This window comes from Pseudomonas sp. B424, from assembly GCF_055408345.1.
In genome coordinates this window covers 149131-161478 of sequence record NZ_JBUZTL010000007.1, presented here as the reverse complement: position 1 = coordinate 161478, position 12348 = coordinate 149131, and the positions used below count along the sequence as shown (strand labels likewise).

Genomic DNA, 12348 nt, shown 5'->3' with positions numbered 1-12348 from the left:
GGTTTCAGGCCTTGGTCGAAAACCGGTAACCGGTGCCACGCACGGTTTGTACCAGATTTTCATAGGCCTCACCGAGTGCCTTGCGCAGCCGACGGATGTGCACGTCCACGGTTCGCTCTTCCACGTACACATTGCCGCCCCACACCTGGTCGAGCAATTGGCCGCGAGTGTAGGCGCGTTCCTGGTGGGTCATGAAGAACTGCAACAGACGGTATTCGGTGGGGCCCATTTCGGCAGGGGTGCCATCGATGGTCACGCGATGGCTGATGGGGTCGAGCAGCAAACCGCCGATTTCGATCGGCGATTCTGCATCGGCCGGGCCTGCGCGGCGCAGTACGGCCTTGAGGCGGGCAACCAGTTCACGCGGGGAAAACGGCTTGGTGATGTAGTCATCCGCACCGACTTCCAGCCCCTGGATCTTGTTGTCCTCTTCGCCCTTGGCCGTGAGCATGATGATCGGGATATCGCTGGTCAGCTCTTCGCGCTTGAGGCGACGGGCCAGCTCGATGCCCGAAGTGCCGCCGGGCAGCATCCAGTCGAGGAGGATCAGGTCCGGCTTACGGTCCACGATGATGGCATGGGCGTCCTGAGCATTATCGGCTTCAAGGCAGTCGTAGCCTGCCATTTCCAAGGCTACGGCGATCATTTCGCGAATCGGCGCCTCGTCATCAACGATCAAAATGCTCCTGCCAACCATGCCGTTCTCCTCATGTCATTGAACTGTCTTGTGGCGCATTAGATAACGGAATTATTGCAGTCGTGTGACAGCTTTGAGTATCAACCACGCCCTGGAGGTTCGTGGACTACGCTTTAAGTTCAAATCGTACAACCACAAAAGGACGATTCCGATGACTTTACGCTCGCTTCCCCTAAAGACTTTCCTGTTGGCCGCCGCCCTTGCCTTGCCAGGGCTGGTGCATGCGGCTGATCCGGCGATGACCAAGGACGGCATACTCGTCGACCACAAAGGCATGACGCTCTACACCTTCGCCAAGGATGCGGGCGGCAAGTCGATGTGCAACGACAAGTGTGCGGCCAACTGGCCACCGCTGGCAGCCGATGCCATGGCCAAAAACATGGGTGAATGGACGGCCATCAAACGCGATGACGGCACCATGCAATGGGCCTACGACGGCAAGCCGCTGTACACCTTTGTCATGGACAAGAAAGCCGGCGACATGACGGGTGACAACAAAATGGACGGCGCCTGGAAAGTGGCCAAGCCTTAGAAAGATCAAAAAAACTCACCCTGACCCTCCGGGAGAGGGCTGGGGTGAGGGGCTTTGGCCCTTTCCCATAAGCCATAAGCCATAAGCCATAAGCCATAAGCCATAAGCCATAAAAAAACCTCGCCGCCCTTTCACGGGAGACGAGGTTTTTTATGACGCCGGGTTTAAGCCGCGTTGGTCGATTGCGGACGACGCACGTCAGGCTGTTTCCAGGAGTCGGCAGTCGCTTCGTCGATGGCTTGCTGGATCGCCTTTTTGCGGTGTTCTTCAGCACGGCGGCTGAAGAACCACACCATGAAGGTCACCAGCGACACCGCCAGCAGAATCAGGCTGGCCACGGCGTTGATCTCGGGTTTAACCCCCAGACGCACCGCAGAGAACACTTCCATCGGCAAGGTCGTTGAGCCCGGCCCGGACACGAAGCTGGCCAATACCAGGTCATCAAGTGACAGGGCAAAGGACATCATGGCGCCCGCAGCCAGGGACGGCGCGATCATCGGGATGGTGATCAAAAAGAACACCTTCCACGGCTTGGCACCCAGGTCCATGGCCGCTTCTTCGATCGACAGGTCCAGCTCACGCAGACGCGACGACACCACCACGGCCACATAGGCCGAGCAGAACGTGGTGTGGGCAATCCAGATGGTGACGATGCCACGCTCTTGCGGCCAGCCGATCATCTGCGCCATGGCCACGAACAGCAGCAACAGCGACAGACCGGTGATCACTTCCGGCATTACCAGCGGTGCAGTCACCAGGCCGCCAAACAGCGTGCGGCCCTTGAACTGGCTGATACGGGTCAGCACGAACGCCGCCAGCGTACCCAGCGCAACCGCTGCAATCGCCGTGTAGCAGGCGATTTCAATGGAGCGCATCACCGAACCCATCAACTGGGTGTTGTCCAGCAGGCCCACGTACCACTTCAGCGACCAGCCGCCCCATACCGTCACCAGCTTGGAGGCGTTGAACGAGTAGATAACCAGAATCAGCATCGGCAGGTAGATGAACAACAACCCCGCGACCAGCATAAAACTAGAGAAACGGATGCGATTCATATCTTGCCCTCCAGCTCTTTAGCCTGGCTGCGGTTGAACAGAATGATGGGCACGATCAGGATCGCCAGCATCACGACAGCAAGTGCAGACGCTACCGGCCAGTCACGGTTGTTGAAGAACTCTTGCCACAACACTTTACCGATCATCAGGGTTTCCGGGCCGCCCAGCAGTTCCGGGATCACGAACTCGCCCACCACCGGGATAAACACCAGCATGCAGCCGGCGATGATGCCGTTTTTGGACAGCGGAACGGTGATTTTCCAGAAGCTGTTGAAGGTGCTCGAACCCAGGTCCGACGCGGCTTCCAGCAAGCTGTTGTCGTGTTTTACCAGGTTGGCGTACAGCGGCAGGATCATGAACGGCAGGTACGAATACACAATACCGATATACACCGCGATGTTGGTGTTGAGGATCTGCAACGGTTCGCTGATCCAGCCCATCGACATCAGGAAGCCATTGAGCAGGCCGTTGTTGCTGAGGATGCCCATCCACGCGTAAACGCGGATCAGGATCGCGGTCCAGGTCGGCATCATGATCAGCAGCACCAGTACGGTCTGCATCTCTTTGCGCGCATTGGCGATGGCGTAGGCCATCGGATAGCCGATCATCAGGCACAGCAGCGTGCTGAAAAACGCCATTTTCAGCGAGCCAAGATAAGCTGCGATATACAACTCATCGTCGCCCAGCATGGCGTAGTTGCCCAGGTTCAGCAGCAGCTGAATTTTTTGGTCAACGTAGCTGTAGATCTCGGTGTAAGGCGGAATTGCGACGTCAGCTTCAGCAAAACTGATCTTCAGAACGATGAAGAACGGCAGCATGAAGAACAGAAACAGCCACAGGAATGGAATCCCGATGACCATATGGCGGCCACCGGGGGTTATTCGTTGCAGTCGGCGCTTGAGCTTTCGCATGTTCATGAGCGCAGTACCACGCCGCTGTCGTCTTCCCACCACACGTAAACTTCGTCGTCCCAGGTAGGACGGGCGCCACGGCGTTCGGCGTTAGCCACGAACGACTGCACCAGCTTGCCGCTCGGCAGCTCGACGTAGAACACCGAGTGACCGCCCAGGTAGGCAATGTCATGCACCTTGCCGCGCGACCAGTTGTATTCGCAGGTCGGTTTCTCGGTGGTGACGAGCATTTTTTCCGGGCGGATAGCGTAGGTGGTGTGCTTGTCTTCCACCGAGGTGCTGACGCCGTGACCGACATAAATGTCGTTCTCCAGCTCCGGGCAGTTGATGCGCGCATAGCCTTCGGCGTCGTCGACCACTTCACCTTCGAACAGGTTGACGTTGCCGATGAACTCGCAAACCAGACGGCTTACCGGGGTTTCATAAATGTCGATCGGGCTGCCGATCTGGGCGATCCAGCCCTGATGCATGATTGCAATGCGCTGGGCCATGGTCATGGCCTCTTCCTGATCGTGGGTCACCATGACGCAGGTCACGCCGACGCGCTCGATGATCTCTACCAGTTCGAGTTGCATCTGCGAACGCAGTTTTTTGTCCAGTGCGCCCATCGGCTCATCGAGCAGCAGCAGTTTTGGACGCTTGGCCAGCGAACGGGCCAGAGCCACACGCTGACGCTGACCGCCAGACAACTGGTGGGGCTTGCGCTTGGCGTACTGGCTCATGTGCACCAGCTTGAGCATCTCACCCACGCGGGCATCGATCTCGGCGCCGGACATTTTGTCCTGCTTGAGGCCGAAGGCGATGTTCTGAGCCACCGTCATATGCGGGAACAGGGCGTAGGACTGGAACATCATGTTGATCGGCCGCTCATACGGCGGCATGTCAGTGATGTCTACACCATCAAGGAAAATACGGCCTTCTGTTGGGCGCTCGAAACCGGCGAGCATACGCAGCAAGGTAGATTTGCCCGATCCCGATCCGCCGAGCATGGCAAAGATTTCGCCCTTGTTGATTTCCAGGGACACATCGTCCACGGCAATCGTCTCGTCGAATTTTTTCGTGACCCGGTCGATTTTGACCAGCACCTGTTTAGGTGTCTGGTCGCCCTCGAGGGCTTTCTTATAGGCGCCGGAGGCAACAGCCATTTACGAAACTCCCAACAAATTTAGCAGCCCGACCTAGATGATCGAGCCTTGGATAGGTGGTCTTGCGAGCTTATCTACCCGTCTTGACCTTGGTCCACGTACGCGTCATCAGACGCTGTATTTTCGGCGGCAACTCGGTTGAGACGTAGGTTTTGTCCAGCACCGCCTGAGTCGGGTACACCGCCTCGTCGGTACGAATCGATTCATCCATCACCTTGTCAGCGGCCGGGTTAGGGTTGGCATAGCCGACATAGTCGCTGACCTGAGCGATCACTTCAGGCTTGAGCAAGTAGTTGATGAACGTGTGGGCTTCCTTGACGTTACTGGAGTCCTTGGGGATCGCCAGCATGTCAAACCACAGTGCGCCGCCTTCCTTGGGCACGATATAGGCGATGTTGACGCCTTTTTTGGCCTCTTCGGCGCGCGCTTTTGCCTGGAACACATCACCGGAAAAACCAATCGCAACACAGATGTTGCCGTTGGCCAGGTCGGAAATGTACTTGGAAGAATGGAAGTAGGTGACGTAAGGACGCACCGACATCAGTGTCGCTTCAGCTTTTTTGTAATCTTTAGGGTTGGTGCTGTTGGCATCCAGGCCCAGATAGTTGAGCACGGTCGGCAGCATTTCATCGGCCGAGTCCAGGAAGGCCACGCCGCACGATTGCAGCTTCTTCATGTTCTCGGGTTTGAACACCACGTCCCAGGAATCGATGGTATCGACGCCCAGTACTTCTTTGACCTTGTCGACGTTGTAGCCGATGCCGTTGGTGCCCCACAGATACGGTACGGCATATTGGTTGCCCGGATCGTTTGCCTGAAGGCGCTTGAGCAAGGCAGGGTCGAGGTTGGAATAATTTGGCAACTGCGACAGGTCGAGCTTCTGGAACGCGCCCGCCTTGATCTGCTTGCCCAGGAAGTGGTTAGACGGAACGACCACGTCATAACCGGTACGTCCGGCCAGCAGCTTGCCTTCCAGGGTTTCGTTGGAATCGAAGACGTCGTACACCGGCTTGATGCCGGTGGCTTTCTCGAAATCAGCCAGCGTGTTCGGCGCGATGTAGTCCGACCAGTTATAAATGTGCACGGCAGGTGCCGCTTGTACGCTGACGGCAAGCGTCAAACCAGCTCCGACCAGCAGGGTCTTGCGAAACAAAGATATAGACACGTGGTGGTCCTCTAAATAGTTGGGCCTGAGTGGCCCGCGTCACACACCAGCCTGAACTGGCAAAGACAAAACCGGCGCGCAACTTACCCTCGATAAACCGACACGGCAAAGTTTTCCGCAATTTATTGCACGATTGCCGGATTCTGTAGCCGTTGCCGCAGGCTGCGATAAGGCCTGAAGGGCCTTCGAGCGACCGAAAACAGTGGGCGCTTCGGTCTCAATCGCAGCCTGCAGCAGCGGCTACAGCGTTTTGCTTACTTACCGGACTTGATCTTGGTCCAGCTGCGCGTCAGCAAACGCAAGGTGGTTGGTGGCAAATCGCTGATGGCGTACAGCTTGGCTTTCACTTCATCCGACGGGTAAATGCTCGGGTCGCCAGAGATGTCTTTATTCACGAGCGGCGTTGCAGCCTTGTTACCGTTCGGGAAACGCACGCTGTTAGTGATTTCAGCCATCACCTCTGGCTGCATCAGGTAGTTCATCCATGCGTAAGCGGCGTCAACGTTCTCGGCATCCTTGGGAATGGCGACCATGTCATAGAAGCTGCCAGCGCCTTCTTTCGGAATGGCGTACTTGAGCTTGACCTTGTCACCCGCTTCTTTGGCGCGAGTAATGGACTGTTCGATGTCACCCGAGTAACCCACGGCCACGCAGATGTTGCCGTTGGCCAGGTCCGAGATGTACTTGGACGAGTGGAAGTAGCCCACCGAAGGACGAATTTTCAGGAACAGTGCTTCGGCTTCGGCCAGTTGTTTCTTGTCTTGCGAGTTGGTCGGGTAGCCCAGGTAATGCAGCGCTGCCGGGATCATCTCGGTTGGCGAGTCGAGGAAGCTTATACCGCAGCTCTTGAGCTTGGCCGCGTTCTCCGGCTTGAACAGCACGTCCCAGGAATCGATGGTGTCGACACCCAGTGCGGCTTTGACTTTTTCAGGGTTGTAGCCGATGCCGATGGTGCCCCACATATAAGGGAACGCATGTTTGTTGCCTGGGTCGCTGGCATCGCCCACGGCTTTGAGCAGGGCAGGGTCGAGGTTTTTCCAGTTGGGCAGCTTGGACTTGTCCAGCTCCTGGTAAACCTGGGCCTTGATCTGCTTGGCCAGGAAATTGTTGGATGGCACGACGATGTCGTAGCCGGACTTGCCCGCCAGCAGCTTGGCCTCAAGGGTCTCGTTGCTGTCGAACACGTCGTAGACCACCTTGATACCGGTTTGGTCTTCGAACTTTTTAACGGTGTCAGGTGCGATGTAATCGGACCAGTTGTAGATGTGCAGAACCTTGTCCGCCGCTTGAGCTGCCCCAGCCATCATGCCCATCAAGGAGAGGGCGAGAAGGGTCTTGCCAGCTTTTTTAAAACCTGATGCCTTCATCTGTAATGCTCCAATTGTTCTTTTAAACCACCGATTCAGCGACCTGATCTCAAGGTGACTAAAGCCGGCGGCTAGTCTGGCAAGATCCGGGGCAGGCTTTCAAGGGAAGAGCCTTGATTCTTAAGGCTCTGAGCGCAATTGCCTACTTTCAAACCGCAGTTGTCTTGCGCCCAAAGCCTAGCAGTTAACCTCGCAATACTTCCAAGGTCAGATCCAGGCACTTACGGGCCTTGGTCACCAGCTCGTCGATCTCGTCTTTGCTGATCACCAGAGGTGGCGAAATGATCATGGTGTCGCCTACGGCGCGCATGATCAGGCCGTTATCAAAGCAGAACTGTCGGCAGATCATGCCTGCGCCACGGCCTTCGTAACGTTTGCGCGTGGCTTTGTCCTGCACCAGTTCAATGGCGCCCAACATGCCCACACCGCGCACTTCGCCCACCAACGGGTGATCGTTCAGTTCACGTAGACGCTTTTGCAAATACGGTGCCGTTTCGGCGTGAACCTTCTCGATAATTTTTTCTTCGCGCAGGATGCGGATGTTTTCCAGTGCCACTGCTGCTGCTACCGGGTGACCCGAATAGGTGAAGCCGTGGTTGAAATCGCCGCCTTCATTAAGCACCGCAACCACTTCGTCGCGCACGATCAGGCCACCCATCGGGATATAACCCGAGGTCAGGCCCTTGGCGATGGTCATCATGTCCGGCTTGAGGTCGTAAAAATCGCTACCGAACCACTCACCGGTACGACCAAAGCCACAGATCACTTCGTCGGCGACAAACAGGATGTCGTACTTGGCCAGGATCTCCTTGATGCGCGGCCAGTAGGTGGCAGGTGGAACGATCACACCGCCCGCGCCCTGAATCGGCTCGGCAATAAAAGCACCGACATTGTCGACGCCGATTTCCAGAATGCGTTCTTCCAGCTGGTTGGCAGCATGGATGCCGAACTCTTCCGGGGACATGTCGCCACCTTCACCGAACCAGTACGGCTGGGCGATGTGGGTGATGCCCGGGATCGGCAAGTCGCCCTGTTCGTGCATATAGGTCATGCCGCCCAGGCTGGCGCCGGCCACGGTGGAACCGTGGTAGCCGTTCTTGCGGCTGATGATGACTTTCTTGTCGGGCTGGCCCTTGATCGCCCAGTAGTGGCGAACCATGCGCAGCATGGTGTCGTTGCCTTCAGAGCCGGAACCGGTGAAGAACACGTGGTTCATGCCTTCAGGGGCGATCTCGGCGATGGCTTTGGACAGTTCAAGAACAGGCGGGTGAGCGGTCATGAAAAACAGGTTGTAGTACGGCAGTTCGCGCATTTGCTTGCTGGCGGCATCGGCCAGCTCGTCACGTCCGTAGCCGATGGCAACACACCAGAGGCCGGCCATGCCGTCGAGAATTTTGTGGCCTTCGCTGTCCCACAGGTACACGCCTTTGGCGTGGGTAATAATGCGTGGGCCGACTTCTTTCAACTGTTTGAAGTCACTGAACGGTGCCAGGTGGTGATCATTGCTCAGTTGTTGCCATTCGAGGGTTTGCGGGTTCTTGCTAGTCATACAACTCTCCTTGATTCAGTAGAGGAGAGGCTGCGCATCCCAGGCGCAGCCCCCCGGCGTGTCAGACGGCGAACAGCAGGAATTCCCGCTCCCAGGAACTGATGACGCGCTTGAAGTTTTCATGCTCGGCACGTTTGACTGCCACGTAGCCCGCGATGAACTTGGTACCCAGGTATTTCTCAACGGTCTTGCTGCTTTCCATCCGTGCCAGTGCTTCTTCGAGGGTCAGGGGCAGGCGCAAGTTGCGACGCTCATAACCACGACCCACCACTGGCGCACTCGGGTTGATACCTTCAACCATGCCGATGTAGCCACACAGCAAGCTGGCGGCAATCGCCAGATACGGGTTGGCATCGGCACCCGGCAAACGGTTTTCAACACGGCGATTTTGCGGGCCGGCATCCGGCACACGCAGCCCCACGGTGCGGTTTTCTTCACCCCATTCCACGTTTACCGGTGCCGAGGTATCCGGCAGGAAGCGGCGGAACGAGTTCACGTTCGGTGCAAACAGCGGCAGCAGCTCAGGAATGAACTTCTGCAAACCGCCGATGTGATTGAGGAACAGTTGGCTCATGGTCCCGTCTTCATTGGAGAAGACGTTTTTGCCGGTTTCGATATCAATGATGCTCTGGTGCAAGTGCATGGCGCTGCCAGGCTCGCCGGTCATGGGTTTGGCCATGAAGGTGGCGGCTACATCGTGCTTGAGCGCGGCTTCGCGCATGGTGCGCTTGAACACCAGGATCTGGTCGGCCAGCGACAGTGCGTCACCGTGACGGAAGTTGATTTCCATCTGCGCCGTGCCGTCTTCATGGATCAGCGTGTCCAGATCCAGCTCTTGCAGTTCGCACCAGTCGTAGACGTCTTCGAACAAAGGGTCGAATTCGTTGGCGGCTTCTATAGAGAAGGACTGACGGCCGGTTTCCGGGCGACCGGAGCGACCAATCGGCGGCTGCAACGGGTAGTCCGGGTCGTCACTGCGCTTGGTCAGGTAAAACTCCATTTCTGGCGCCACAATCGGCTGCCAGCCGCGATCGGCATAAAGTTTGAGTACCTTTTTAAGCACGTTGCGCGGCGACAACTCAATCGGGTTGCCCTGCTTGTCATAGGTGTCGTGAATCACCTGAGCGGTCGGCTCAATGGCCCACGGCACCACAAATACTGCGTTCTGGTCGGGACGGCAGATCATGTCGATGTCTGCCGGATCGAGAAGCTCGTAATAGATGTCGTCTTCGACATAGTCGCCCGTTACGGTTTGCAGCAATACGCTCTCGGGCAGGCGCATGCCTTTTTCGGCAATGAACTTGTTGGTCGGCGAAATCTTCCCGCGAGTAATCCCGGTGAGGTCGGCGATCATGCATTCGACTTCTGTGATCTTGTGGTCTTTCAACCAATCGGTGAGCTGGTCGAGGTTGTTACTCATAAATGCCTCTGGGCTGAGTGTCCTGACTTGAATAAGTCAGGCGTTTACTGACGCATCCGCGTCGCGTTGTGTCGCGCGCCGTCTACAGGCATCTCCAAATGCCTGAAAGATGGCGAGATAGATCGGGTTAGAGCTTACCTGCCATTCTGGGTGCCACTGAACCGCTAAAGCAAAAGCCTTGCCGCCCTCCACTGAAACCGCTTCAACCAGACCGTCCGGGGCAACCGCTTCAACCCGCAGGCCAGGCGCTAGACGCTGGATGCCCTGGGTGTGAATCGAGTTGACCGAAAACTCCGGCGGCAAGCCCAGGCCGGCCAGTACACCACCGGGCTGCACGTGCATCCCGTGGCTCGGCGCGTATTGCACTTCAACCGGGGCGCTGGGGTCTTCGCGGTGCTCGATATAGCCATCGACTTCGTGCAGTTTCTGGTGAAGTGAGCCACCCAGGGCTACATTCAACTCCTGAAAGCCGCGGCAAATGCCGAGCACGGGTACACCGGCCGCCAGTGCGGCGCGAATCAGGGGCAGAGTGGCGCGATCACGGTCTGGGTCATGCAGCGTGCCAGGCACGCTGGCAGGGCCGTGATACAAATGAGGTTCGATATTGGAAGGCGACCCGGTAAAAAGCAGGCCGTCCAGACTGTCCAGAATATCGTTCGGATCTATCAGTTCCGCCATTGACGGAAGGATCAGAGGCAAGCCTTTGGCGGCCACCGCGACTGCTCGCACGTACTTATCGCCAGTGACGTGATAAGGATGCAAACCGATCTGCTTGGTGCAGGCGGTGACGCCGATTAACGGCAGGCGTGACATGTAACACCCCGGTATTATTGCTGTTATGGGTTTGAATCGAGCTTAGCCTTGTTCATTTTTTTACACAACACCCCCGTAAAAAATACAACACGGCCCGCTCAAGCCTGCGGGCGGCAAGGCTTCAAAAAGGTAAAAGACGCCCTAAAAAGCGTCAAAAATGGCCTTTACGCGCTTTTTGAGGGCAAAAAAGAGGCTGCTTGACTTCGGTATGCCGTTCGGGTTGACTGAAACCCGTAGCGCTCAATGATTGATATTTTTAACAACAAAGGTGTTGCATCATGTCGGTACCCCCGCGTGCCGTTCAGCTTAACGAAGCGAACGCGTTCCTTAAGGATCATCCTGAGGTTCTGTACGTAGACCTTCTCATTGCGGATATGAATGGTGTGGTGCGCGGTAAGCGCATTGAACGCACCAGCCTCCACAAGGTTTACGAGAAAGGCATCAACCTGCCGGCCTCTCTATTTGCGCTTGATATCAATGGCTCAACGGTGGAAAGCACCGGCCTGGGTCTGGATATCGGTGACGCAGACAGAATCTGTTATCCCATCCCTGACACCCTGTGCAATGAACCATGGCAAAAGCGCCCAACCGCGCAACTGCTGATGACCATGCACGAAATTGAAGGTGAACCCTTCTTCGCCGACCCTCGCGAAGTATTGCGTCAAGTTGTCACCAAGTTTGACGACCTGGGCCTCACCATCTGCGCCGCTTTCGAGCTGGAGTTCTACCTGATTGACCAGGAGAACGTTAACGGCCGCCCACAACCGCCACGTTCGCCTATTTCCGGCAAGCGTCCGCACTCGACTCAGGTTTACCTGATCGACGACCTCGATGAATACGTCGACTGCCTCCAGGACATTCTGGAAGGTGCCAAGGAACAAGGCATCCCGGCTGACGCCATCGTTAAAGAAAGTGCCCCGGCGCAGTTCGAAGTGAACCTGCACCACGTTGCCGACCCGATCAAGGCCTGCGACTACGCGGTACTGCTCAAGCGACTGATCAAGAACATCGCCTACGACCATGAGATGGACACCACGTTCATGGCCAAGCCTTATCCGGGCCAGGCGGGCAACGGGCTTCACGTCCATATTTCGATTCTGGACAAAGAGGGCAAAAATATTTTTGCCAGCGAGGATCCCGAGCAGAACGCCGCACTGCGTCATGCGATCGGCGGTGTGCTGGAGACCCTACCGGCGCAGATGGCGTTCCTTTGCCCTAACGTTAACTCCTACCGTCGTTTCGGCGCACAGTTCTACGTGCCGAACTCGCCGTGCTGGGGCCTGGATAACCGTACGGTCGCCCTGCGCGTACCGACCGGCTCCTCAGACTCCGTGCGTCTGGAGCACCGGGTTGCCGGCGCAGATGCCAACCCGTATCTGTTGATGGCTTCGGTTCTGGCAGGCGTGCACCACGGCCTGACCAACAAGATCGAGCCGCCGCCACCCGTAGAAGGCAACTCCTACGAGCAGAACGAGCAAAGCCTGCCAAACAACCTGCGTGATGCGTTGCGCGAGCTGGATGACAGCGAAGTCATGGCCAAATATATCGACCCGAAATACATCGATATTTTTGTCGCGTGTAAAGAGAGCGAGCTGGAAGAGTTCGAACACTCCATCTCCGACCTCGAATACAACTGGTACTTGCATACCGTGTAAGCGATTGCAGTCCGAAAAAACGCCGTCGGCTTTACTGCC

11 protein-coding genes are annotated in these 12348 nt (G+C 56.8%); 2 read left to right on the top strand and 9 right to left on the bottom strand.

The features are described from left to right. Positions 1 to 4: 4 nt before the first annotated feature. Positions 5 to 697 carry a phosphate regulon transcriptional regulator PhoB gene (phoB, locus tag ACZRMS_RS11130; RefSeq protein ID WP_016782809.1) on the bottom strand — a complete coding sequence of 231 codons (693 nt, stop codon included), beginning with the start codon at positions 695 to 697 and terminating at the stop codon, positions 5 to 7. Between the two features lie 151 nt (positions 698 to 848). On the opposite strand from phoB, the gene ACZRMS_RS11125 reads away from it, so the two are divergent. Then, entirely contained in the window at positions 849 to 1229 is a 381-nt protein-coding gene (locus ACZRMS_RS11125) for a COG4315 family predicted lipoprotein (RefSeq protein ID WP_463995395.1), read from the top strand. Between the two features lie 164 nt (positions 1230 to 1393). On the opposite strand, the gene ACZRMS_RS11120 is transcribed toward ACZRMS_RS11125, so the two are convergent. The 8 genes from ACZRMS_RS11120 to ACZRMS_RS11085 form a co-directional block, all read right to left on the bottom strand. Further along, a complete protein-coding gene (locus ACZRMS_RS11120; protein WP_463995394.1) occupies positions 1394 to 2284 on the bottom strand; it encodes an ABC transporter permease subunit in 891 nt (296 codons plus the stop codon). After that, positions 2281 to 3201: an ABC transporter permease subunit gene (locus ACZRMS_RS11115; protein WP_463995393.1), complete on the bottom strand. Its 921-nt coding sequence runs from the start codon at positions 3199 to 3201 to the stop codon at positions 2281 to 2283. Before ACZRMS_RS11115 ends, ACZRMS_RS11120 begins: the two co-directional genes overlap by 4 nt. Then, on the bottom strand, positions 3198 to 4340 hold the full coding sequence (locus ACZRMS_RS11110; protein ID WP_463995392.1) for an ABC transporter ATP-binding protein: 1143 nt from the start codon (positions 4338 to 4340) through the stop codon (positions 3198 to 3200). The genes ACZRMS_RS11115 and ACZRMS_RS11110 overlap by 4 nt, the downstream gene beginning before the upstream one ends. A gap of 70 nt (positions 4341 to 4410) precedes the next feature. Further along, positions 4411 to 5505: a polyamine ABC transporter substrate-binding protein gene (locus ACZRMS_RS11105; RefSeq protein WP_463995391.1), complete on the bottom strand. Its 1095-nt coding sequence runs from the start codon at positions 5503 to 5505 to the stop codon at positions 4411 to 4413. A 254-nt stretch (positions 5506 to 5759) separates the two neighbouring features. After that, a complete protein-coding gene (locus tag ACZRMS_RS11100; RefSeq protein ID WP_463995390.1) occupies positions 5760 to 6872 on the bottom strand; it encodes a polyamine ABC transporter substrate-binding protein in 1113 nt (370 codons plus the stop codon). A gap of 184 nt (positions 6873 to 7056) precedes the next feature. Continuing rightward, a complete protein-coding gene (locus ACZRMS_RS11095) occupies positions 7057 to 8421 on the bottom strand; it encodes an aspartate aminotransferase family protein (RefSeq protein ID WP_463995389.1) in 1365 nt (454 codons plus the stop codon). 61 nt (positions 8422 to 8482) lie between these two features. Continuing rightward, positions 8483 to 9841, bottom strand: a complete 1359-nt coding sequence (locus ACZRMS_RS11090) for a glutamine synthetase family protein (protein ID WP_048362178.1) — start codon at positions 9839 to 9841, stop codon at positions 8483 to 8485. Positions 9842 to 9877: 36 nt separating this feature from the next. Then, entirely contained in the window at positions 9878 to 10654 is a 777-nt protein-coding gene (locus ACZRMS_RS11085) for a gamma-glutamyl-gamma-aminobutyrate hydrolase family protein (RefSeq protein WP_463995388.1), read from the bottom strand. Positions 10655 to 10932: 278 nt separating this feature from the next. Here ACZRMS_RS11085 and ACZRMS_RS11080 point away from each other — a divergent pair, with 278 nt between their 5' ends. Then, entirely contained in the window at positions 10933 to 12309 is a 1377-nt protein-coding gene (locus ACZRMS_RS11080; protein ID WP_463995387.1) for a glutamine synthetase family protein, read from the top strand. Positions 12310 to 12348 lie beyond the last annotated feature (39 nt).